Source organism: Providencia sp. PROV122, from assembly GCF_028482365.1.
Taxonomy (GTDB): Bacteria; Pseudomonadota; Gammaproteobacteria; order Enterobacterales; family Enterobacteriaceae; genus Providencia; species Providencia stuartii.
This window is the reverse complement of record NZ_JAMPQI010000002.1, coordinates 228,563-251,732: the sequence shown is the minus strand read 5'-3', so window position 1 is coordinate 251,732 and position 23,170 is coordinate 228,563. Positions and strand designations below refer to the sequence as shown.

The 23,170-nt window shown below is 40.3% G+C and carries 21 protein-coding genes, 1 tRNA gene and 2 pseudogenes; 4 read left to right on the top strand and 20 right to left on the bottom strand.

Annotated elements, in window-relative coordinates:
• Positions 1-143: 143 nt before the first annotated feature.
• Positions 144-851, top strand: a complete 708-nt coding sequence (locus PSE69_RS02770; RefSeq protein WP_121875026.1) for a colicin Z family toxin — start codon at positions 144-146, stop codon at positions 849-851.
• A 48-nt stretch (positions 852-899) separates the two neighbouring features.
• Here PSE69_RS02770 and PSE69_RS02765 read toward each other — a convergent pair whose 3' ends face one another.
• From PSE69_RS02765 to tkt, 5 genes are all read right to left on the bottom strand, one after another.
• Entirely contained in the window at positions 900-1,304 is a 405-nt protein-coding gene (locus tag PSE69_RS02765; protein ID WP_004927262.1) for a hypothetical protein, read from the bottom strand.
• 158 nt (positions 1,305-1,462) lie between these two features.
• Positions 1,463-2,539: a class II fructose-bisphosphate aldolase gene (gene fbaA, locus PSE69_RS02760; protein WP_004927260.1), complete on the bottom strand. Its 1,077-nt coding sequence runs from the start codon at positions 2,537-2,539 to the stop codon at positions 1,463-1,465.
• 59 nt (positions 2,540-2,598) lie between these two features.
• The gene (pgk, locus tag PSE69_RS02755) at positions 2,599-3,762 is read right to left on the bottom strand and encodes a phosphoglycerate kinase (protein WP_004927258.1); all 1,164 of its coding nucleotides are present in this window, start codon (positions 3,760-3,762) and stop codon (positions 2,599-2,601) included.
• A gap of 85 nt (positions 3,763-3,847) precedes the next feature.
• Complete coding sequence (gene epd, locus PSE69_RS02750) at positions 3,848-4,867, bottom strand: erythrose-4-phosphate dehydrogenase (RefSeq protein WP_004927255.1); 1,020 nt, start codon at positions 4,865-4,867, stop codon at positions 3,848-3,850.
• Between the two features lie 308 nt (positions 4,868-5,175).
• Positions 5,176-7,170 carry a transketolase gene (gene tkt / locus PSE69_RS02745; RefSeq protein ID WP_121875027.1) on the bottom strand — a complete coding sequence of 665 codons (1,995 nt, stop codon included), beginning with the start codon at positions 7,168-7,170 and terminating at the stop codon, positions 5,176-5,178.
• A gap of 550 nt (positions 7,171-7,720) precedes the next feature.
• Here tkt and PSE69_RS02740 point away from each other — a divergent pair.
• Positions 7,721-8,128 (top strand): annotated as a pseudogene (locus tag PSE69_RS02740) (DUF6122 family protein).
• A 108-nt stretch (positions 8,129-8,236) separates the two neighbouring features.
• Here PSE69_RS02740 and PSE69_RS02735 read toward each other — a convergent pair.
• The 14 genes and pseudogenes from PSE69_RS02735 to dnaQ all read right to left on the bottom strand — a co-directional run bounded on the left by PSE69_RS02735 (position 8,237) and on the right by dnaQ (position 20,987).
• Entirely contained in the window at positions 8,237-8,920 is a 684-nt protein-coding gene (locus tag PSE69_RS02735) for a TenA family transcriptional regulator (RefSeq protein WP_004927246.1), read from the bottom strand.
• A gap of 363 nt (positions 8,921-9,283) precedes the next feature.
• Positions 9,284-9,666 (bottom strand): annotated as a pseudogene (locus tag PSE69_RS02730) (transposase); the annotation flags it as partial.
• A gap of 283 nt (positions 9,667-9,949) precedes the next feature.
• Positions 9,950-10,984, bottom strand: coding sequence for a hypothetical protein (locus PSE69_RS02725; RefSeq protein WP_004927238.1), 1,035 nt, complete (start codon positions 10,982-10,984; stop codon positions 9,950-9,952).
• Positions 10,985-11,210: 226 nt separating this feature from the next.
• On the bottom strand, positions 11,211-11,735 hold the full coding sequence (locus tag PSE69_RS02720) for a fimbrial protein (RefSeq protein WP_225829620.1): 525 nt from the start codon (positions 11,733-11,735) through the stop codon (positions 11,211-11,213).
• A 35-nt stretch (positions 11,736-11,770) separates the two neighbouring features.
• Entirely contained in the window at positions 11,771-12,241 is a 471-nt protein-coding gene (locus PSE69_RS02715) for a fimbrial protein (protein WP_272674969.1), read from the bottom strand.
• Positions 12,242-12,294: 53 nt separating this feature from the next.
• Positions 12,295-12,819: a fimbrial protein gene (locus PSE69_RS02710; protein ID WP_223854850.1), complete on the bottom strand. Its 525-nt coding sequence runs from the start codon at positions 12,817-12,819 to the stop codon at positions 12,295-12,297.
• 14 nt (positions 12,820-12,833) lie between these two features.
• The gene (locus tag PSE69_RS02705; RefSeq protein WP_036941774.1) at positions 12,834-13,523 is read right to left on the bottom strand and encodes a fimbrial protein; all 690 of its coding nucleotides are present in this window, start codon (positions 13,521-13,523) and stop codon (positions 12,834-12,836) included.
• Entirely contained in the window at positions 13,507-14,256 is a 750-nt protein-coding gene (locus PSE69_RS02700) for a fimbria/pilus periplasmic chaperone (RefSeq protein ID WP_036941777.1), read from the bottom strand. The genes PSE69_RS02705 and PSE69_RS02700 overlap by 17 nt, the downstream gene beginning before the upstream one ends.
• Before the next feature lie 78 nt (positions 14,257-14,334).
• Positions 14,335-16,869, bottom strand: coding sequence for an outer membrane usher protein (locus tag PSE69_RS02695; RefSeq protein ID WP_036941780.1), 2,535 nt, complete (start codon positions 16,867-16,869; stop codon positions 14,335-14,337).
• A gap of 68 nt (positions 16,870-16,937) precedes the next feature.
• Positions 16,938-17,462: a fimbrial protein gene (locus PSE69_RS02690; RefSeq protein ID WP_060560635.1), complete on the bottom strand. Its 525-nt coding sequence runs from the start codon at positions 17,460-17,462 to the stop codon at positions 16,938-16,940.
• A 74-nt stretch (positions 17,463-17,536) separates the two neighbouring features.
• Positions 17,537-18,097 carry a fimbrial protein gene (locus tag PSE69_RS02685; protein WP_004927218.1) on the bottom strand — a complete coding sequence of 187 codons (561 nt, stop codon included), beginning with the start codon at positions 18,095-18,097 and terminating at the stop codon, positions 17,537-17,539.
• Between the two features lie 152 nt (positions 18,098-18,249).
• Positions 18,250-18,645, bottom strand: a complete 396-nt coding sequence (locus PSE69_RS02680) for a helix-turn-helix domain-containing protein (RefSeq protein ID WP_004927213.1) — start codon at positions 18,643-18,645, stop codon at positions 18,250-18,252.
• Positions 18,646-20,034: 1,389 nt separating this feature from the next.
• A tRNA-Asp gene (locus tag PSE69_RS02675) sits at positions 20,035-20,111 on the bottom strand.
• Between the two features lie 114 nt (positions 20,112-20,225).
• Positions 20,226-20,987 (bottom strand): DNA polymerase III subunit epsilon, encoded by a 762-nt coding sequence (gene dnaQ / locus PSE69_RS02670; protein ID WP_004927092.1) that lies wholly within the window; start codon positions 20,985-20,987, stop codon positions 20,226-20,228.
• A 54-nt stretch (positions 20,988-21,041) separates the two neighbouring features.
• Between dnaQ and rnhA the strand changes: the two genes are divergently transcribed.
• Positions 21,042-21,512 carry a ribonuclease HI gene (gene rnhA / locus PSE69_RS02665; protein WP_014656762.1) on the top strand — a complete coding sequence of 157 codons (471 nt, stop codon included), beginning with the start codon at positions 21,042-21,044 and terminating at the stop codon, positions 21,510-21,512.
• A 78-nt stretch (positions 21,513-21,590) separates the two neighbouring features.
• On the opposite strand, the gene PSE69_RS02660 is transcribed toward rnhA, so the two are convergent.
• On the bottom strand, positions 21,591-22,316 hold the full coding sequence (locus tag PSE69_RS02660) for a class I SAM-dependent methyltransferase (protein WP_121874720.1): 726 nt from the start codon (positions 22,314-22,316) through the stop codon (positions 21,591-21,593).
• 33 nt (positions 22,317-22,349) lie between these two features.
• On the opposite strand from PSE69_RS02660, the gene gloB reads away from it, so the two are divergent.
• On the top strand, positions 22,350-23,105 hold the full coding sequence (gene gloB, locus PSE69_RS02655; protein ID WP_004927081.1) for a hydroxyacylglutathione hydrolase: 756 nt from the start codon (positions 22,350-22,352) through the stop codon (positions 23,103-23,105).
• Positions 23,106-23,170: the final 65 nt, after the last annotated feature.

Sequence of the window (23,170 nt, the reverse complement as noted above, 5' to 3'; positions counted from 1 at the left end):
ATTACGATTACACTTTCCTATGACATATAAACAAATTTCGTTTATTTACTCTATGCAATTTCATGGCTACTATTTTATTTGTTTATTGAAAATAATATCTAATAAATTTAAATAGTTAATGGAATAAATAAAAGGAAATTAAAATGAAAAGACACCCTATTCGGCCTAACTACGCCCCCTATAATTGTAATAGTGGTATACCTCATATACCTGATACACACTGGGATCCACATTCAAAAGCATGGGAGTTCAATGATGTACAAGTTAATCATGACTTCATCCCAGCAAGCTTGCCGCCTGAAGTCAAGGATGCATTAAAGAACAATATTTGTCTTGTTTGTGGTGAAAAGAATTGTCCGTACCTTAAAGAGAAAAATTTTCAAGAATTAATTAAAGCGATCAATAGTGGTGATAAGACGGGTGCTTTAAGAATTTACAGTCAAAGATTTGCGCAATTCAGGAATATGAAAAAAAGCATTATTATGGCGAGTTTAGATAGAGCCAGAGTCGCAAGGGAAAGACAAGGTCCATGTGGTTATTCAGGGCCTATACAGTCAACAGGTATTATTGCAATGCCAGGAATATGGAGTGCGTGGAAAGATCTCCTCACAAGTATGCCAAATGAAATTACCAATACTCCCCATTCGTATACAGTTAATTTTAATAATTCATCAAACTTAGAGTCATCATTTGATGTGGAGATTAAATATCCAATATCTAGTAGAATGAAAACGGTTAATACAGTGGGACCAGGAGCTTATCTTATTGAAGCTACTGGTGGTGGAACTGCAAGTATACGCATAAAATCACATTCAGTACCTATCACGGTCAGTATAAGCTTCCCTAAATAATTCATTATTTAACTATATAAAACTAAAAGAAGTACAACGTGATTTCTTTTAGTTTTTAGCATTTCGTCCATAACTTTCTAAAATATTATTTATTACTTTTTTATCCGAAAATGCCTGTCTATATCCATTTTCAGATTGTATTTCCCCTGCGATATACGTTTGAGAAATTTTATTTACACCGAAGTAAAGAGATACCTTTTTACCAATATTTTTACTCAGAAGAGAATTAAATCTTTCCGAACATTTAGGTGTTCTATTGATCTCAATATTCAAAACATAGTCATTTTTTAACTGTGAATGTCCCAATTGAAGTACAGAAACACACTCTTTTTCTAAAATAAACTCATCATTTTCAAATTTATAGACGAGCCTATCGTTGTTACCTGCCACTGAACAACCTATTGATAAGACACCAACAATAGCGATTAAAAAATTCTGGATCCATCGACTCACTCAAATATCTCCTTTATAACAAATAAAAAATAATAACTTCCATCTTAGCTTGTTATACATTTAGTTTCAGTGCTCAAAAATACAAAAATCCCCCTGTAAGATAACCCTACTGAGGGATTGATTTAGCGATTAGCTTGGTTAACCAAGCCTAAGCACAATTATAGAACGTCAACGCAGTTCAGTTCTTTGAACGCTTGCTCTAAACGAACAACCATGGATTCTTGACCTTTACGCAGCCATACGCGTGGGTCATAGTATTTTTTGTTAGGCTTGTCATCACCTTCTGGGTTACCCAACTGACCTTGCAGATAACCTTCGTTCTTTTTGTAGTAGTTCAGGATACCTTCCCAAGTTGCCCACTGAGTATCTGTATCGATGTTCATTTTGATAACACCGTAGCTAACAGCTTCTTTGATTTCAGCAGCGCTTGAACCAGAACCTCCGTGGAAAACAAAGTCTAGGCTGTTGTGAGGCAGGTTAAATTTCTCAGAAACATAGTCCTGTGAATTACGTAGAATTTTTGGTGTTAACTGTACGTTACCTGGCTTATAAACACCGTGAACGTTACCGAAAGAAGCGGCGATAGTGAAACGAGGGCTGATTGCGCTTAGTTTCTCATACGCGTAAGCAACGTCTTCTGGTTGAGTGTACAGCGCAGAGCTATCCATACCGGTGTTATCAACACCGTCTTCTTCACCACCAGTACAACCCAATTCGATTTCCAGCGTCATATCGATTTTCGCCATACGAGCCAGATATTTAGCACAGATCTCGATATTTTCTTCCAGAGTTTCTTCAGACAAGTCAATCATGTGTGAAGAGAACAGAGGCTTACCGGTTTTCGCATAGTGTTTTTCACCTGCGTCTAGCAAACCATCAATCCATGGCAGCAATTTACGTGCACAGTGGTCAGTATGCAGGATCACAGGAACACCATAATGCTCAGCCATTTGATGGACGTGTTGAGCACCTGAAATGGAACCTAAAATAGCCGCTTGTTGGCCTTCCGCTTTTAAGCCTTTACCTGCGATAAAAGCAGCACCGCCGTTAGAAAACTGAACAATAACTGGAGCACGTACTTTCGCTGCCGCTTCAAGTACGGCATTAATTGAGTCTGTACCGACACAGTTCACCGCTGGCAATGCAAAGTTATTTTCTTTGGCAACTGCGAAAACTTTTTGTACATCATCACCTGTGAGAACACCCGGTTTTACAAAATCAAAAATTTTAGACATTTGAAAAGGTCCTGTGTTAAACAGGCTGCATCGGCAGCCTGTTGTTCATGACAAATTAATTACGCTTTAGCACGTTCTTCCAGCATCACAACTGCTGGCAGCTTTTTACCTTCAACAAACTCAAGGAAAGCACCGCCGCCAGTTGAGATGTATGAAATTTTATCCGCGATACCAAACAGATCGATAGCCGCTAATGTGTCACCACCACCCGCGATAGAGAAAGCTTCACTATCGGCGATAGCACGAGCAACGATTTCTGTTCCTTTACGGAAGTTAGGGAATTCAAAGACACCAACAGGGCCATTCCACAGAATGGTTTTGGCATTTTTCAAAATTTCAGCCAGACGCTCAGCAGACTCATCACCTAAGTCCAAAATCTGCTCGTCATCTTTAATTTTTGAACTGGATTTCAGTGTCGCTTCGGCAGTTTCAGAGAACTCTGTCGCCACACGAACATCGGTCGGAACTGGGATATGGCAGTTTGCCAGTAATTTTTTCGCTTCAGGGATCAGGTCCGCTTCATATAAAGAGCGACCAACGTTGTTGCCTTCTGCCGCGATAAAGGTATTTGCAATACCACCACCAACGATTAATTGATCGGCAATTTTAGATAGAGAATCTAATACCGTTAGTTTTGTTGATACTTTTGAGCCACCTACGATAGCGACCATTGGGCGAGCAGGGTTATCTAATGCTTTACCTAATGCTTCAAGTTCAGCACTTAACAGAGGGCCTGCACATGCAATCGGAGAGAACTTCGCCACGCCATGCGTTGATGCTTGAGCGCGGTGAGCAGTGCCGAAAGCATCCATAACGTAAACATCACATAATGCAGCGTACTGTTTTGATAGCGTTTCGTCGTCTTTTTTCTCGCCTTTGTTAAAGCGTACGTTTTCCAAAACGACAAGTTCACCCTCTGCGATATCCACACCACCAAGGTAGTCTTTTACGAGACGAACAGGATAATCGATTTTGTCGGCTAGATAGTCAACAACAGGCTGCAGTGAAAATTCTTCATTGTACTCGCCTTCAGTCGGACGACCGAGGTGAGATGTGACCATGACTTTAGCACCTTGCTTGAGAGCAGTTTCGATTGTTGGTAATGAAGCACGGATACGTGCGTCAGAAGTAACTTTGCCATCTTTTACAGGAACGTTTAGGTCAGAGCGGATGAAAACGCGTTTACCCGCTAGGTCCAAATCGGTCATCTTAATTACAGACATGGTGAATCCTCTTGTTGATTCTCTATAAAGTTTTCATTAATGGCTGTTTGGGTATCAGTTTACCCTACCGTCTGTCAGCCGTTAATTAGTTGAAACCTGTTGCTGCCATCGCTAATGTTGTATCTAGCATCCGGTTAGCAAACCCCCACTCGTTATCACACCAAACAAGGGTTTTAATTAAATGCTTGCCGCTAACTCGCGTTTGCGTCCCATCAACAATCGCACTGTGTGGATCATGATTGAAATCCATCGAGACTAACGGTAATTCAGTATAGTCTACTATACCACGAAAATGACCATGTGCGGCGCTTCGCAACAGTTCGTTTACTGTAGCCACACTAACATCACTGTGCACGGTAACACTCAAATCGATAGCTGTCACATTGGTTGTCGGCACACGTACTGATATCGCCTCAAAATGGTCTTGGAATTTAGGAAAAATCCGCGTAATTCCTGCTGCCAACTTTGTATCAACAGGAATAATAGATTGGCTAGCCGCTCGCGTTCTTCTTAAATCATGATGATACGCATCGATCACCGGCTGATCATTCATTGATGCGTGGATCGTTGTCACCGTACCCGATTCAATCCCAAAAGCATCATCAAGTAATTTAATAATCGGGATAATGCAATTTGTGGTACAAGATGCGTTTGAAACAATTTTATCTTCAATCGTTAAGTTATCATGATTAACACCATAGACAACTGTCGCATCCAAATCATCCGTACCAGGGTGAGAGAACAGTACTTTCTTCGCGCCTGCTTCAAGGTGTGCTAAGCCATCTGCACGGGAACCAAACACCCCAGAGCAATCAAGTACGACATCAACCCCTAGCTCTTTCCAAGGTAAGGCGCCGATATCAGGCTGATGGAAAAGACGAATGTTATCGTCGCCAACCTGTAACAACGCACCATTAAGACGGACATCCCAAGCAAAGCGCCCATGGCTAGAGTCGTACTTGAGCAAATGAGCAATCCCTTCTGGAGTTGCTAGCTCATTGACCGCGACAACGACTATTTCAGCACGTCGCCCTGACTCGTATAACGCCCTTAGTACACTCCGCCCGATCCGGCCAAAGCCGTTAATCGCCACTTTTATTGGCATCCTACACCTTGAATTTCAACAAAATCACACGGCTGATAAGGATAACTGACTCACACAAACTCTACTGCTGATTTTAACTGTCAAACATCAAAAGTGTGCTTCACTCGACATTTTTGAAATTTTTTATCTCAATCACAGCAAAGACTGAAACGGTTCAGCTAATTAAGAATTAGATTAAGGGATATATTCACAGAACGCAATAGTCAAACCCAATGAAATGCACAAAAAAACAACGCCCCTGCACCAAAATTGATACAGAGGCGTATTTTCACTCGTGATTACTGCCTATCTCTAGGCCGTAACCGCAATTATTTCAGCAATGATTTCGCTGCTTTTACCGCATTTTCAACAGTAATACCGAACTCTTTAAATAGCTCTTCGGCAGGTGCAGACTCACCAAATGAGTGCATACCAACGATAGCACCATTCAAGCCTGTATACTTAAACCAGTAATCTGCAATGCCCGCTTCAATCGCAACACGCTTAGTGACGCTTGAAGGTAGAACAGCTTCACGGTATGCCGCATCTTGCTTATCAAATACTTCAGTTGAAGGCATTGAAACAACACGCACTTTATGACCTTCGCCAGATAGTTGATCCGCAGCTTTCACCGCCAACTCAACTTCTGAACCTGTCGCAATAAAGATAAGCTCAGGCTGACCTTCGCTATCTTTCAGGATATAAGCCCCTTTCTCGATTTCAGCTAATTGTTTCGCTGTACGAGGTTGTTGCTCCAGATTTTGACGGGAGAAAATAAGCGCACTTGGGCCGTCTTTACGTTCAATAGCATATTTCCATGCCACCGCTGATTCAACTTGGTCACATGGACGCCATGTATTCATGTTTGGCGTCACGCGCAGGCTAGCTAATTGCTCAACAGGTTGGTGAGTTGGACCATCTTCCCCCAGACCGATAGAGTCGTGAGTGTAAACAAAGATACTACGCACTTTCATCAGTGCAGCCATACGCACCGCGTTACGCGCATATTCAACGAACATTAGGAATGTTGCACCATAAGGAACAAAACCGCCATGCAGAGCGATACCGTTCATGATTGCTGACATACCAAATTCACGGACACCGTAGTGGATATAGTTACCCGCTTTGTCTTCGTTCAGTGGTTTAGAGCCTGACCACATTGTTAAGTTACTTGGTGCTAGGTCAGCAGAGCCGCCTAAGAACTCAGGTAAGACTTTACCGAAGGCTTCTAATGCATTTTGTGATGCTTTACGGCTTGCGATATTCGCAGGGTTCGCTTGCAGATGTTCAATAAATTTTTTCGCTTCTGCATCGAAATTCGCCGGTAGCTCACCCGCCATACGACGTTTAAATTCTTCAGCTAATTCAGGGAATGCTTTTGCATAAGCGGCAAATTTTTCATTCCAAGCATGTTGTTTTTCTTTACCTGCATCACGCGCATCCCAAGCTTTATAGATTTCTTGTGGGATCTCGAATGGGCCATATTGCCAATCCAGAGCTTTACGAGTCGCCGCAATTTCAGCATCACCTAATGGTGCACCATGGACTGATTCAGTGCCTGCTTTATTGGGTGAACCAAAGCCGATCACGGTTTTGCACATAATCAGTGTTGGCTTGTCTGTTTCGCGCTGTGCTTCAGTAATAGCAACATGAATTTGGTCAGTATCATGACCGTCGATATCACGAATAACATGCCAGCCGTAAGATTCAAAACGCCCTGCCGTATCGTCTGTAAACCAACCTTGTACATGACCATCGATAGAGATACCGTTATCATCGTAAAACGCGATCAGTTTGTTTAGCTTCAGCGTACCAGCCAAAGAACAGGCTTCGTGGGAGATCCCTTCCATCATACAACCATCGCCCATAAACACATAGGTGTGGTGGTCGACGATGTCATGGCCTGGACGGTTAAATTGAGCAGCTAATGTACGCTCTGCAATAGCAAAACCAACTGCGTTTGCGATACCTTGCCCTAATGGACCGGTTGTGGTTTCAACACCTGGAGTATAACCATATTCAGGGTGGCCAGGGGTCTTAGAGTGGAGCTGGCGGAAGTTTTTTAACTCATCCATAGATAAGTCATAACCCGTCAGATGCAGCAAGCTATAGATCAACATTGAACCATGGCCATTTGACAGCACAAAGCGGTCACGGTTAGCCCAGTGTGGATCTGCTGGGTTATGATTCATATAGTCACGCCACAGCACTTCAGCAATATCAGCCATGCCCATAGGCGCACCAGGGTGCCCTGATTTTGCTTTTTGAACCGCATCCATACTTAGAAAGCGGATAGCATTAGCAAGGGTTTTACGAGTCGTCATTAGTATACTCCAGGTCGGATAAAAACGTACTTAAACCAATTTTCACAACGCAATATGGAATTGTTGCACTTTTTCACAGACAAGCTATGAAACTAACGCAATTTGCTCCACACAGCAATTATTCGCTACATTCGTGCCCGCGAATCGTCAATAAATTAAACTATTTCAGAGCTGAATCCTTTCCATTGCGCAAAATATCACTTAAAGATGATTTTTTTGCGCAAATCATTACCCTTATTAAACCTGAGTTTACCATCAGGGATCAAGGTGATTTGTCATTCTTATGCATTTAGGGATAACAATAGTGATTATTAGCAAATTTTGCTATGAAAAATTGGTGGATTAGATAAGAGATAAGCATGGCTCTACACATCGAAACAAAAAATCCCTATTCGTTATACGACTTGGTTATAATCTCGATACAACAGGAGCACGCTAGCCGCCAAAAAATGAGTATATTTAGCTCAAAAGTGCTGAATAATCCAATGCAGATAGGAATGAAGAAGAGATATCTGCTAATAAATAAAAATAATGCATTAGAGGTTTAATTGTGGCATTTGAAATTTTTCGCAATAATATTGTGCACTACGGCTTTCATTTTTTAGTGACAATCTTATTTGGCTATCTATTTTGGCGAAACTAGCTGAAAATTAGCAGCATTATTGATGATAACAACCATGACAGTCGATTTAGATCATTTACTGGCCTATCCGATTTTTGAGCCTAATCAATAGAGTATTAGTTTCCATTCGTTACACACTGGTTGGGCGGCGGCTATCGCATATGTGATGATATTTTTACTACCATCATGGAAATTAAAAGCAATTGCGGTGGGGTATTATTCCATCTTTTTACCGACTCACTGGATTGTTATATGGGAAATTTAAAACAAAATACCACCTATATCGTTCTCATTGAGAAATATCATATGCACAGCCCCCACTATATTAGTGGTTAGCCATATACAAACCAAAATCGGCTATTTATGATAATAAATATCAATAGTCATAAATAGCCAAATTCTACATTTTATTTATATCACTAAAAACAATAAATATCCTTGGAGCTACTTGCCCATGCTCCGATAAAAACCAACATATGCATTAGCAAATAATTGGCAGCCAAATTTGATACCTTCTTTAATCATAAATTGATATTTTGGTTCATCCCAATATTGATTGACTACTTTCAAAAAATCTTCTGAGTGCTCAATATCCAGTTCTCGATGTAAACCATAATGGGTGATCTTATCTTCTGGCAGCCAACCCTCTTTAGTTATAGCTTCAAATATCATGCACGATACATCAACAAACGTTCTCTCAATACCTGCATACATAGAAGCAGCAAAACGAAAATCACAAAAAGCAGAAACTCCACGTAATGCTTCATTAAAGATCCGAGCATTCGGAGGGGGGTTCTGTAAGTCAATACTGGATATATCACCGCCTAAACGTTCGATCAAAGTTAAGATTGTATTTCCATGTACATTTTCCTTGATACCTTGACCATGTTCTTCCCAAAGATTACCCACCAAGGCAATTCGTGAAATGGGGTCGGATATATTGGCAATAATTTGTGCCATTGGCCTACTGAAAAAATAAACCATCGATGCAAATTCTAATTGGCTATTTAAAAATTGTTCATGGGTCATTTCACCAGAAGTCAGAGATTTAAAGTAGGGATTTTCAGGTAGATTTAAATCAAGTATAGATGATTCCAATTGATTTTTTAATTCTATATTCAATGACATACATCAACCTCCAAGTTTATTTTCAGGGAAGAATACGTTTTTTATCAAGCAAGATAAAAGTAAATTAATCATTTCCTTTAAAATAACCATGGCATATTTCAGTTACATTGACTTATATTTAATTATATTAATCATTAATAATTTATTACCCTATTAATTTACCAATAAAAATAACATCATGAAATATACAAATTTAAATAATTCTAATTATTAACAAAGTAAAATAACCATTCTAATTACCAATATATAAATTATATTTTCATCACTTTGTTTTAATTAAAAGTACATGATGATATTTTGTCGCTTTTATGGAAGCTAAAAATAATTACGATGGGGGTATTTTTACCAATTCACTGGATTGTGATATGGAAAGAGTTTAATACTAAACACGCCACATAATATTTGAATACGATAGCTTTGGCTCAATTTTTTAATTATCGCAAGTTGTTCAGGGAGTCTGACATCACCAGAAAAGTAGCCTTCTTTAAGAGCTCGTCATACTTTTCGAGGTGAGCAATTTTCTTTTTTAGTGCACGAATTTCAACTTGTTCTGGTGTCATTGCCGATGCTTTTGGCGAAATACCTTTACGCTCATTTTTGAGTTGCCGACCCCATTATCCAATGGTTGATTTACCCGCGCCCATGGCATTGGCAGCTTCGGCCGCGGAACAATTTTAATCAATGACAAATTGAGCCGCTTCAAGTTTAAATTCAGCACTTAAAAATCGTTTTATACGTTTTGCAATAAATGTCACCTGTTTTTTATGAGGTAATATATCACCTCTGACTTGGTAACCAAATTAACTATACTACTCCAAATTTTCATAAATCCAGTAAATTTCTGAAAAATGGGAACATATTCACTTTCTGTAGCTATTACTGATAAGATTAGTCTAATATGCACTCATTTTTCTGAATAAAAATACCGTTGATAGCACCTGCACATCCAAAATTAGAGCAAATGGCATCACTCAATTTGTAAATAGCAATGAAATTGATGTCGCTTTATTATTTATTGTAAGATGCATTTCAATTAATTGTACCTATTACTACAACACTTGTTTGATATTCCCCTGCTGTAACACTCCCTGTAGACGATTTTAGCTGTCCATCAATTGTGAATGTCACTTCCCCTATCCCCGTATTAACGATCGATGACCCGCCTAATTTCCCATTTATACCAATAGAAGCATTAAAAGGGCCCAGTTTAACTGAATCTCCACCAACCACAGTAAAGGTAATAGATGCATCCTTTGTACAAGATACTGAGCCTATAGATTGAGCCATGTTTCCAGCCCAGTCATTCATGCCTACAGTTCCAAAGTTCAGATCAGGTAAATTCACATTACATACAGCTGGGATGTCAGGAATTAACCCAGAAGGAATATCAGTGCCACGTACAGTATTATAAAATAAAGACCGGCAAGTAGAACTGTTGACTGTATTTGATGTGCAAGCGATTACATCTGCCAAAGCAGTCATAGACCCATTACGAGGTAAAACCCGAGTATGATTATAACTTCCATTTGAGCAAGACTGATTGGCACATATACCAGATATACCCCGCCAAATATAAAATTTGTTGATGCTTGGTAATGGAATATTAACTGTCGGTAAATCGGATAAAATAGCTTGATTACATGGTTTATCAACCTTTATATACAGATTGGGATCATAAAATACATCACCAAACACATCCCAACGCAGATGCCCGTAACTGTAATCATACCAGCCGTCAGACTCAGAAAAGTATAGAGTTCCATACAAATAACATGATGATCCTCCTGATACGTTAGAAAGTGTATTGTATTTAGCATCAATAGTCACTGCTCCACCGGAGTAGCCATAACTTTCAGCGGACATAACTCCAGTATCATACCCAACAGAATTGGTTATAGGACGCCGATCAATATTATCTTGGATTTTATATACTGTTCCAAATATTGAAAAAGACCCTTCACCATATCCTATTGCTCTTTGCGGAGTATTGTTCTGATTGAAGTAAGATGCCCCAATAGAAGTTAATGGAAAAGTGAATAGCAAAAGAGCTAACTGAATGCGCATTTATGGATTCCTTGTGTCGCTTGATAATGAATACTCATCAACGAAATCTATTTTGAAATTGAATACCAAGAAATTTGCCACCGCTTAAACTGTTATTGTGAGATAAATACTAAGCAATAGATGGCAAATAAATCACTACTAAACCTTAGCGAGCATTGACGTATATAGTCTTGCACTAGCCTGATAGAAAACACCCCGTCTCTACCCCGTAAAATGGAGCATCGCTTCACTGATATATCAACATATACGTCAGCGTCGCCGTAAAAAAACCCGGCTGAATGCTCTCTACCGTTGCGTCTTCCACTGCCTGTATATATGACCGTAACCGTATCGTCATATCCCCTTTTTTTATCGGCATTAAAGGCTCTACCTGAGTGTTATTAATGGGTAACGCTACACCACTCGGGGTTTCAAGACCTATCGCAATCCCACTAGCCTGACTTCCAGCATCCACATTCAGTAATCCATTGTCGGTCGTCGAAACACCGCTAAATTTCACTGCAATACTATTTCCCAAAGAAGTATCACAATCCGTCAAATGAAATTGGATGTCTTCCTTGCTATAACGACGTTGTCCATTCAGCAAATCCTTTGAATTAATATTGCCCCCAAAGTCAACTCCGAAGTTCTCATAATTCGGGTCAACCGTGCACGGCAACGCAATCAACGTTCCACTGTACTGAATATCATTACTGTTCGCCGCCTGAGCCACTGACGGTAGAAAACTGCAACACCACAGTATTGCACTCATCGACATCCAGAAAGTTCTCTTGTGATTGAATATCCTCATGGGTAATTCATCTCCACACTGGCCGTCGCGGTAAAATTCCCTTCATATAACATTGCAGACGGGTCAGTATCCTTCACTGGCACCGCATACAAGGGTAAAGTTGCAACGCCATTATCCGACATCGTTATCGGTGTCCCTATGTTAGGTGGTATGACGACCCCTTGATGGTATAATCGAACCCCCAACCCGGTCTGACTAGCTTGCAAGGCTTTATTATCAAAACTCTCCGCGACCATCCCGCGATACTCAAGATATAACGCCACGGCATTCCCAAGCCCTGTTCCGCAACTCAGCGTCAAGGTAAAGTCTTGGCGATAGTTTTCGCCATTAATCTTGGTGATCCCCACCTCGCCAAACGGCACGCGGATCGGCTGGTCAACCCCGTCCGGCCCCGCCACATCACACGGCGGGTTTTGGATTAAGTTGGCGGTAAAGTTCACATCTACCGCATACGTCGTCAGCGGCATCAAGCCGCTTAGCCATAATGCCATTGCAGATATCTTAGCTTGTCGGTTCATCATTATTGATACTCCACACTCAACGTCGCGGATGCAGTCATCTGACCGTCATTAATCCCCCCAGTCCCACTGCCAATCGGTATCACACTAAGGGTTGGCTGAGTGCTATAATTAAAATGACGCCAGACGCCTAAATTCAGATTACTGTTACCCGCCATAAGGCGTAATCCTAAGTTCTGGTCCGAGGTGGACAACACATTCGCCGCTTGGCCACTCATGCGGGGGCCATCAAATTTCAGTTTTAAGGCTGGATTACTTGCTGCATCGTCGCAACTTAGAGTATACGGAATGTCAGTTTTCCCGTAGCTAACGCCATCGATGTTTTTTATGATCAGGTCGCCCATCGCCACATTGATGGGCTGTCCAATCCCGTCAGGCCCGTAGATATCACAGGTCTTCTCAACCACTGTGACCTTCACGGTTAAGGTATAGGTTTCTGCAAGGGTCGCCGCTGAACACAGCATCAAGCTGCTCATCAACAGACTCGTTGCCAGCACTTTCGGCAGTCGACATCGTCTCATTGTCATAGTGATGACCACTCCTACTCGTACAACATTTCAAATGCAATCAGCGCCGAATACGCTCCCGGCACAAGCTGCCCCGTTCTCACCGGCGTCACGTAATAGGTCAACTGACTTTGCCCTGAAGGCAATAACTGTGGCTCACTTTCTAACCCCAAAGGTAGCAGTGAACCATTTGGCGTCGTGATAGCCAGCCCCAATCCTCTTACCCCATTGACGCGAGCGACATCCGGCATTGATGGCACACTATCTGCTAAAAAACGAATTTTGACTGCTGGCTGACTGGAGCTCCATGCTGTCATTCCCGTTTGTACATTATCTAAACGAGTCTCAGTCTCTAAACAGTCCTCTAACTCAATCTGAAACGGTACGGGTGCTCCTCTACCATTATGCTGCAAGGTACTGGTATCCAAATTCCCCATCTCGACTGATTGGTAACTAGATGTCATCGCTAGCCGACATGGGCTTTCCGTTAATGAACCTGACACGTACAACACACCATGCTGTCCATCGACATTCCAGTTATCTACTGGCCGATAGAGATTGCCATTATTATCAGCCGCCATGCCTGATAAACTGACGGTGCTGCTAAACATCGCTAGAAGTAAGCCGTATCGGAAAACGTTTTTTCTTTGTAAGTCTGTCATGCGTACTCCTTCAATATGGGCACCGTCAGTCGGGTGCTTACTCGAATTATTCGCTTTTACCATTTGGAACAACCTGACAGCTCGACGCCTGACAGCGGAAGGTCAAATTAGGGCGTCCACCATAATCATTGATGTAAGTCAGTACGGGATTATTTCCTAATTGATTAGCGCTGATGCCTAAATCATCCTGCCCAAACGGTGGCACCATGACAGGTGTAAAATCTTTGCCATCCGATGCTTTGCCATTAGTCGTCGCATTAATAATCGTGACGTAATACGGGGTTGGATTTTTCACGATATAACGTTCACCTTGTTTATCTAAGGTTAATTTGTCTTGCCATGGCGCACCGTTTTTTTCAGGCATTATCGCTTTAGGTCGATAAAACAGTTTCACTCGTGTTTGCAGAGCAATTTGCAATGTGTTTGGTTTATCGCTTTTTGGCGGTATTTCTCGTAAATTAAAATAAAATAAAGACTCACGATCTTGAGGTAACGCACTAATAGCAGGTAATGCTTCAATTTTTACTTGGCTTGATTTACCTGGCTCTAAACGCTGTACGGGCGGTAATACAACCAATGGCGATTGGATCTTCTGCCCTTCCGCATTTTCAATCCACCCTTGAGCTAAATATGGTAACTGTTTGTTGTTATTTGAAATATTGAGTGAGATTGACTTTTGTCCACCATCAAAAATAACCCGAGTCCTATCCATCGATACCGCGGAATAAGCTGTGCTGCTAAATAATGCCAAACCAATTAACCCCATGGTTGCACGATAAGAAATCGTTAATTGCATAGTTATTTACCTTTTATTTCTGTGTTCTCTCTTGAGCCATGCTTTTCGTGAATTAGGCTATTCTTGTGCTGCATAAAACTATCTTTTCACTATCACCGTTGATGCAGGTAACGTTGTCGGAATACACGGCAATAGTAATGCTTCCTGTAAAGAACCTAACTGAATAGGAAAGGTGATCTGACAAGCCTTATCTTCTCCCCAAGTCACAGTCATCACACTCTGAGGGTTAATACCACTGATATAAGCACTTCCAGAATCACCCACAATTCCTGTATTTTGCGCTTTACTGTTTTGTATTTGAGCGCCGAATGGCGGGTGGCTACCATCAGGCAATCGCAGTACTGTCATCGCTTTTTGTCCTGATACCACAGCAAAATGACGATAACCTACAGCGCCTTCTGTGAGCGTAGCTTGTACTACCGACTGCTGTGCTTCTACATTGTCTGGTAATGCATTTAAATCAATTTGAGCCTTACTACGGTAGTAACTACTCACATCACCAACAATGGCTTTACCAAACATATTCGAGGTGATCGGTGCACCTATCCCTTTGATCGGTACATCCGAAACACCATCGGTATCGACTAACATTCGCGTTCCTCCTAATGTATTAACACGATGAAGTCCGCCTCCCTCTGGGGTAAAAGTCATTCCACCGCTCATTGATAGACCAAATGCACTATATTGGTTATGCATATAACTCACATTAGCCGTTAAACGTGCGATATCAGCTTGATGGGTGATAAATGCACTTCCAGTTCCTCCTTTTTTGCTACTCCCGGCACTCAACTGGTATGTCGTTCGATCATTGATTCGGTCGTAATAGGTCGCCCGATTTGTCGTATCGTAGCGACTACTATTCAGCGAATACCCTACGTTGGCGCCGTTACTTAAGGGGAATGAGGTCGATAGATATATACTGTCATCCTTGACACCGTTATAAACACTGCGGTTTGCCGATAAGTTAACACTGATATTTTTGAGTGAACCAATATCCATATATTTCGACAGCATAATGCTGTAATAATCATTATCCGGCTGATCCCAATAAGTTTGGTGGTTATAGTTGAGGTATAACGACATTCCTAACTCGCCGAAATTTTTATTCAGCGATATCGTATATAACTCTTTACTCCCTCCATAACGCTCACCGGTTTTCAGTGCATTTAAGAAATCAGACATCGACATAAAGTCACGCTCGGAAAAGCGATAACCTGCAAATTGAATAGTGCTATCAATCGCCTCAAAACGTTTAGAGTAATTAATACGGTAAGAACCTCCGCTTAAATTCCCCATATTTGGTAATCGAGCAAAAGATTGAGTAACATCGAAAGATAAAGCTCCAAATGCCAATAAATCACGCCCAATACCCAGCGATACGGCATTGTAATTTTTACTATTCAGGCTACCGCCAAATAGTGACCAGCCGTTGTTGACTCCCCACGAAAATTCACCCGTGACAAAAGAATCCCCTTCACTGTGACGCTGATAATTAGTTGGCTGGCCTAATGCTAATTTGTATTGCATTTGCCCCGGACGCGTTAAATAAGGCAAGCTAGCTGTATCTATTTGAAAGTCTTGAGTTGTACCATCTTGTTCTTTAACTGTGATATCGAGTTTGCCACTAACAGCATCACTCAAATCCTGAATACGAAACGGCCCTGGAGCGACTTGTGTTTCGTACAACACTCGCCCTTGCTGGCTAACTATTACCGTCGCATTTGTTTTTGCGATACCTGTCACTTCTGGTGCATAACCACGCAAATTTGGCGGGAGCATATTCAATTCAGAACGCACACTGGCGCCAATAAAACGAAATGAATCAAAGATATTAGAAACGAGGTAATCCTCCCCTAATACCAATTTAGCAGCGAGTGACGGCAATGCGCGATAGGCATAAAACCGATTCCAGTCAAAGTCTTTATTAACCGAATCACCAGAACCAGTAGCATGATTTAAACGACCTTGCCAATCAGCGCGAAAGCGCCAAGCCCCTAAGTTCACCCCTACAATACCATTTCCATTTAACGCATAACTATCGTGACCACCGTTATATGAATTATTGGCATTACCATTAATGTTATAGTCCAGCATCAACGCAGCAATTCCCTCATCCCAACGCGATGGTGGATCCCAGTTAGGCGCAGTGAATTCGAGATAAGCTTGTGGGATACTCACGTATAATGACGAGGTAGCTAAATCACCATGGATTTGCATCCCTGGTAAACTACTTGCTGTCAGACACTGTCCGTCATGCCACCATGCCAACTCTTTTTTTGCCGATGAAGTCAATCCAAATTGATCCGCTACCTCTGGCGATATACAAGCTGTGCTACCTTGTGGATCATCTTCAGGGGGATAAAAAGGCACTGACACTTCTGAAAACTGCTCGCCATTTACCTTTAATGTTAAAGAATAGGTCCCCGGCATGATGTAACCCGCACGAGAGAACTGCTCTAGATCAATGTTATTTTTATCTTCCAGATCCAGCACATCTGTATTGAATTCAATTGTCTCAGTTGCCCACAATGGCGTTGATAGACCATAGAGTGAAAAAACAATGACTAGGCCTAAGCGACTAAGGCGAAAAAATACCGGTCGTGAAGAAGACATAAATAACATCCCTAAAAATCAGGTTCAGGAAAAACGTAAGCTAAAAAGAAAAAATGACTTTTTTATTATTAGTAATAATCCAGCTTAAAACGCAGTGCGCTTTGATATTGCCCCGGACGTAAAGGCTCTTTATCGGCAACTAGCCTTAACCCATAATTCAGTACAGTATTTCCCGGTGCGATAGTTTGTTTCTCTGTGGACTTCCCTGGATAAATAGGCTTCCCATCTGCATCTTGTAATAACAGAGCAACGCCACGCGCATCTCCCGACACCGTAAACCAATTACCAGAAGCAGGACCGTCAAAAGTCACCGTAAAAGCTTGCCAAGCAGAACCGGTATATGGCACTAAAGTGCAACCAATTAGCGTAATAGAGAAAGGGTGAACAGGACCTTGTCCTTGTTGGCGTATTGTTCCAACGGGTAATATTCCCATGTCGACAACCTGTTCATAAGAACCGGTATCAATAGCACATGCAGAATCGACAATACTGCCATTCATGTTGACACTTCCCCATAGTGTGGAAGCTTGTGCTTGTACACTCGGTAAAGTGGCAAATTGACTAACAAGTAACATGACTAAAATAGCTTTCATAACCGAGTTCCCCCTCTTTTATATTTCCCCTAATCACGAAGTGACTTAGGGGAATACTTCATTGACAATAACGATTAGTTATAGGCCAATGTAAAGTTGGTCACAGCTTGGAAACTACCCGGAACAACAGTCGCATCTGACATACCTTGTAGCGCAGCTTGAAAACTCAAAATGTTATTACCTGAGGTATAAGCACGCTCAACGGTTGAATCATTGATATTGATTTTTGCACCTGATTTATTCATCAATACAATACCTGCACCAGACGCATCACCTGTAATTTGAATTAATCCAGTATTGCTACCATTGTTTACCCACTCTGTACCTTCAAATTTCACTTCAACCATATTGTTATATTTTTGGGTAACGCCATCTTTATCTTTATATTCTGCGTTCAACGTGCAACCTTCGAGATGGATCTCAAAAGGCTGAGCTGCGGACATACCACCTTTCTGTAGGGTAACATTAGAAACCTGTCCTAAATCAATAGTTTGACTTTCATCTCCTGGAGCGATTGAGCATGGTGCTTCAATGATAGACCCCGTGAAAGTTACTGTGCCTTTTCCTGCATCCACAGCAAAAGCGGATGCACTCATTGCGCCAGAAATTAAGGTTGCTAAAATAATTTTTTTCATGATTGCCTCTGCAATATAAATATATCGTACTTAAAAAATAGGAATGTATTCACAATCCTTCAGACGTGTTTATTCCTAATTATTTAAAGATAAATAATTTAAAAAACTTTAAATAAAAAAGAATGGTGATATAAATAATTAATAGAAAATAACTAACCCCATAAGTTAGTTTGGTCATATCGAGAAAATATTTCGAGCTGTTTCTTCAATTCTTCCGATTGGTCAGTAGAGCTAAATACATTATGATATTGCACACAGATTTTCTTTTCCTTTTCGAATACCTGTAAAAAGACCTGATTAAAGAAATCTGTTAATGAAACATCTAATGCATTTAAAATAACAATCAATGTATCTATTGTTATATTACAAACTCCACATTCATAACGTGATATTTGTTGTTGGGAAACATTAACTAGCTTAGCTAGATCTTTTCCTGTCATCGAACGTTCTTTGCGTAATTTATGTATTTCTTTCCCGATAGCTTTGGTAAAAACAGTTCTTGAATCATCGAGTTTATTTTTCGGCATTTGTACCGCATCTACTCTCACTATTTTTCTCCATGCATTAAATTAATTACACTTACCTATTTAAATGTCACTTACATAAATATATCGAACGAAGATAACTAATAAAAATCGATATGCATAGAAACCCATTCCATTTAAAATTCCATTTTAAAATTGAATAAAAAATCTATCTTCAACATGTTTTATGCAACTTTAAGTCTATAGGTATAAATAATGTTTTATTATGTATTGTCACTGAATCAATGCCTATTAATTTACTTGAGCATTGGAGTAAAATCAAACTTCCCCCCTACCATCTGGCAGCACAGAGATCTCCTGTTTACACCATTAAAGAGTAACTTGAATATCGTAAAACCTAGCTATTTTGCTGGCTTCTAGGGTGAATCATTTTAAGACGGTCTATATAAAATGGACTTTTCAACCATAAAAACACTAATTATGACGCAAATAAAGATGAAAATTTTAAATTTTATAAATAGTCATAATCATTAATGAAAATATAAATTAATTAATTTATTAAACACCTCTTATAAAATAGCAAGAAAAAAATAAATATCTATTTTTCATATAGATACAAAGTAGCCCGCATTATTTTAAATAATAACCAATCTTTAAATATCAGATAAGACTCCTTCAAAAGTTAACGTTATCTTTTGATTTAGGTAATAATACTAACCACGATTTCATAATCACTTTTAAAATAATAATCAGCATAACTAAAAATAAGACGTGTTAATTTTTAGTTAATTTCATAATATTGGAAAACGACTACTAATTTAAATAATATAAATATGCAAGAAAAATGAATATACTCTTATTATGTTTATCTTATTTGAACTTAAATATACTTATAATGAGTATCATAAAGGGATAAAAACAAAATTTAAATTTTAAAACCAATTTAAATTGAAAACCATTATTATTCTCAAAAACACTTAAAGGTAACATTAAAAGCCATCAAGAGATGAATAAGTGATTTATAGATTATGAATTGAACGATAGTGTTTTAATCGCCCACTAAAAGAGGATTAAATCAATATCATTTATTCAGGATGGGAAATACTAAAAGGTAGTGAAGCAAAATGATTCACACAAAAGGATGGGAGTTAAAGTTATCTAACTAATTTTCTCATCGTCATACCTCAATAACGATCATTAATGTCATGTTAGCTTTCATCTGTTTATTTAGATTTATAAATTGCTTACGTGTAATAGTAGTCTTAACTCAAGACTTCGTTCTCTATTTCATAAACTTTATTACTGACTCGCTGCAATAGCCATGAACACAGATTGGGATATCAAGAGCATCCCCTATCATTACATTTATGAGGGATTTTTCTTTTGTGTATTTGAGGGAACAAAGGCATAAATGCAAAAAGCCCTGATTCTAAGAATCAGGGCTTCGATATCTGGCGGAACGGACGGGACTCGAACCCGCGACCCCCTGCGTGACAGGCAGGTATTCTAACCAACTGAACTACCGCTCCGAACATTCCCCTTGGGAACGCGATGCATATTACGAATACTTTCAATAACAGTCAATACTTTTTCTTGAAAAAACGTGCATTTGAACAGTTTTTAGCCTTAAAAGCGAATAACTGCTAATGAACCGTCTCCCCTTCCTCAGGCGATTGACGCCAGAGACAAGGCTTACCACCTTTTTTATCGACGATATCTAGCCGCTTTTCATGTTCAATCAGCTCTTCATCCGTCGCATAAAGTACCCTTAACCCACTGACAGGACGGTCTATCCGTTGTACTTCTTCAACATAACTTTCGTTTGAAGTATCTGCTTCCATTGAAAAAGCCAAAGACGTCTGTCCACCAGTCATCGCTAAATAGACATCAGCCAGTATCTCGGCATCGAGCAAAGCCCCATGGAGAGTTCGTTTCGTATTATCAATCAAATAGCGATCACACAACGCATCCAAGTTATTCCGTTTACCGGGAAATATTTGCCGAGCCATCACTAAACTATCCGTTATTTGGCAAAAATCGGCCGTTGGCGGTATATCTTTATTCAATTTGCTAAATTCGTAATCCATGAAGCCAATATCAAAGGGGGCGTTATGGATAATCAGCTCTGCTCCACGAATAAACTCAATAAACTCATCGGCAATATCAGCGAACACGGGTTTATCTTGTAAAAACTCATCACTGATACCATGAACCTCAAAAGCTTCAGGGTCCACGAGACGATCAGGTTTTATATAGACGTGAAAATTGCGCCCCGTCAGCCTACGATTGATAACCTCGACGGCTCCAATTTCAATAATGTTATGGCCTTCATAATGAACGCCCAGTTTGTTCATACCTGTGGTTTCAGTATCGAGGACAATTTGTCTGGTTATCGCCGTGCTCATAATGGATTTTTGTGTCAAACTAGAGATTGATGAATAAGGTAGAGTTTAACAGAAATGACAAAGCAGGTAGAAATTTTCACTGATGGTTCCTGTCTGGGTAATCCAGGTCCAGGTGGTTATGGCATTCTTCTTCGTTACCAACAGCATGAAAAGACACTCAATGAAGGTTTTTTTATGACAACCAATAACCGTATGGAGCTACTTGCTGCTATTGTTGCCCTTGAATCGTTAAAACGACCATGTGATATTATTTTAACCACCGATAGCCAATATGTTCGCCAAGGGATCACACAATGGATCCACAATTGGAAGCGTCGTCAGTGGCGTAAAGCAGATAAGTCTCCGGTAGTGAATGTTGACCTCTGGAAACGCTTAGATGCGGCTATCGCTCGCCATAAAATTGATTGGCGTTGGGTAAAAGGCCATGCAGGCCATCCGGAAAATGAAAAATGTGATGAACTCGCACGCCAAGCGGCTGAATCACCAACAAAAGAAGATACAGGTTACCAACCTACACAAGATTAAACGGGTTCAATCCCAACTTGCCTACATTTGCCCACACAGTGTAGGCCTTAATTCGTATCGCGTGTTTATCGCTGAAATTTATAATTTTTTGGTGCTATCAGAAATACGCTTTGTTGCCCCCAGTGCAGTGCCTATTTTAACTTTCGGTTGTTTAAATTTGAGCAATGTCGGAGTTAGAGGGTAAGTTCGCTTTCTCGCAACAATCACATTTAAAGTACCTACCCCTTTTATGCGCTGATTTAACCAATTTTCAGGGCCATGCCATGGAAACACCTGACAATTGCGATGGTAAAGTACTTCATAATTCAATACACTAAGCCAATCAAATACCCTTAACGTAGGAAAAAGACGGCTACAATAAGGTTGCTGTTTACGAAGGAACGGCACCATTTTACCGATCCCTAATAAGCTAAATGGGTTAAAGCCAGAAATAATTAGCCAGCCATCATCAACGAGCACACGGTCAACTTCACGCAATACCCAATGGGGGTCATGGCTATATGCCAACATGTGTGAAATTAAGCATGCGTCGATTGATTTGGCCATAAAGGGAAGCGCTTGTGGTTCAGCGATAACTTGAAAACGAGGGTCATCATTCCCCAAACAAAACTGATGCGATACCATACACTCTTCGGTATCGACCTCAGTACTGAGGTGCCCAAGCTTAAGCAAATGAAAGCCAAATATTTTTGGCCACCAAGGGCGAAGCTGATATTGCAACGCTTGGCGATAGTGTTCCCCAAAAGGGATATCAGACCAACTCACAGGCATCTGGAACTTTTTTTCAATACGCGCTGGCTTCATCAAATTCCCCTTAATCAAAATAGAGAGGTCATTATGGAGTTAATACGAGTCCCTGCTTTAAATGATAACTATATTTGGATTCTGTCTGATAATAACCAACAGTGTATCATTGTTGACCCCGCGGAGTCAGAGCCAGTCCTCGAAATATTGACGCAAAAAAAGCTTACCCCAACGGCTATCTTACTGACCCATCATCACAATGACCATACTGGTGGTGTAAAAGGTATTCTGAAAAACTTCAGTAACCTACCTGTTTTTGGGCCTCAAGAGACTCAAGTTAAAGGAGCAACACAAATCGTTGAGCAAGGTGATAGTGTCAAAATTAACGATTTTAATTTTGATGTTATTGGCTTACCTGGACATACCCTTGGTCATATTGCTTTTTATCAAGCCCCTTATCTATTTTGTGGCGATACCCTGTTTTCTGCTGGGTGTGGAAGGATATTTGAGGGTACACCGGAGCAAATGTATCAATCCATTCAGAAAATTGCTGCTCTCCCTGATGACACATTAATTTGTTGTGCCCATGAATATACTCAATCTAATTTGAAATTCGCTCACCATATTTGGCCTGAAAACACGCAAATTAGCCAATATCAAGAAGAGGTTGCCGCTAAGCGAAACAAAAATCAACCAACTGTACCTACCACGCTAAAAACAGAACGAAAAGTGAATATTTTTTTACAGTGTGATAATGCACAATTGCAAAGAAAATTAAATATAAATCAAGCTAACCCACCACTTAGAGCTGTTTTTACCGTTCTACGTCAATTAAAAGATCATTATTAACGTTTAATTATTGTCTTCTTTGTGTCGGATAAGTATTATTGTTCGACTTTTACACATACAACAAA

Excerpts from the sequence above, each read along its gene's own strand:
- PSE69_RS02710 (WP_223854850.1), bottom strand. The coding sequence starts at position 12,819 with ATGACAATGAGACGATGTCGACTGCCGAAAGTGCTGGCAACGAGTCTG.
- PSE69_RS02715 (WP_272674969.1), bottom strand. The coding sequence starts at position 12,241 with ATGCCGCTGACGACGTATGCGGTAGATGTGAACTTTACCGCCAACTTA.
- PSE69_RS02660 (WP_121874720.1), bottom strand. The coding sequence starts at position 22,316 with ATGAAGCCAGCGCGTATTGAAAAAAAGTTCCAGATGCCTGTGAGTTGG.
- gloB (WP_004927081.1), top strand. The coding sequence starts at position 22,350 with ATGGAGTTAATACGAGTCCCTGCTTTAAATGATAACTATATTTGGATT.
- tkt (WP_121875027.1), bottom strand. The coding sequence starts at position 7,170 with ATGACGACTCGTAAAACCCTTGCTAATGCTATCCGCTTTCTAAGTATG.
- PSE69_RS02695 (WP_036941780.1), bottom strand. The coding sequence starts at position 16,869 with ATGTCTTCTTCACGACCGGTATTTTTTCGCCTTAGTCGCTTAGGCCTA.
- pgk (WP_004927258.1), bottom strand. The coding sequence starts at position 3,762 with ATGTCTGTAATTAAGATGACCGATTTGGACCTAGCGGGTAAACGCGTT.
- fbaA (WP_004927260.1), bottom strand. The coding sequence starts at position 2,539 with ATGTCTAAAATTTTTGATTTTGTAAAACCGGGTGTTCTCACAGGTGAT.
- PSE69_RS02720 (WP_225829620.1), bottom strand. The coding sequence starts at position 11,735 with ATGAGTGCAATACTGTGGTGTTGCAGTTTTCTACCGTCAGTGGCTCAG.
- PSE69_RS02770 (WP_121875026.1), top strand. The coding sequence starts at position 144 with ATGAAAAGACACCCTATTCGGCCTAACTACGCCCCCTATAATTGTAAT.
- rnhA (WP_014656762.1), top strand. The coding sequence starts at position 21,042 with ATGACAAAGCAGGTAGAAATTTTCACTGATGGTTCCTGTCTGGGTAAT.
- PSE69_RS02685 (WP_004927218.1), bottom strand. The coding sequence starts at position 18,097 with ATGAAAAAAATTATTTTAGCAACCTTAATTTCTGGCGCAATGAGTGCA.
- PSE69_RS02725 (WP_004927238.1), bottom strand. The coding sequence starts at position 10,984 with ATGCGCATTCAGTTAGCTCTTTTGCTATTCACTTTTCCATTAACTTCT.
- epd (WP_004927255.1), bottom strand. The coding sequence starts at position 4,867 with ATGCCAATAAAAGTGGCGATTAACGGCTTTGGCCGGATCGGGCGGAGT.
- PSE69_RS02700 (WP_036941777.1), bottom strand. The coding sequence starts at position 14,256 with ATGCAATTAACGATTTCTTATCGTGCAACCATGGGGTTAATTGGTTTG.
- PSE69_RS02690 (WP_060560635.1), bottom strand. The coding sequence starts at position 17,462 with ATGAAAGCTATTTTAGTCATGTTACTTGTTAGTCAATTTGCCACTTTA.
- PSE69_RS02735 (WP_004927246.1), bottom strand. The coding sequence starts at position 8,920 with ATGTCATTGAATATAGAATTAAAAAATCAATTGGAATCATCTATACTT.
- dnaQ (WP_004927092.1), bottom strand. The coding sequence starts at position 20,987 with ATGAGCACGGCGATAACCAGACAAATTGTCCTCGATACTGAAACCACA.
- PSE69_RS02705 (WP_036941774.1), bottom strand. The coding sequence starts at position 13,523 with ATGGTAAAAGCGAATAATTCGAGTAAGCACCCGACTGACGGTGCCCAT.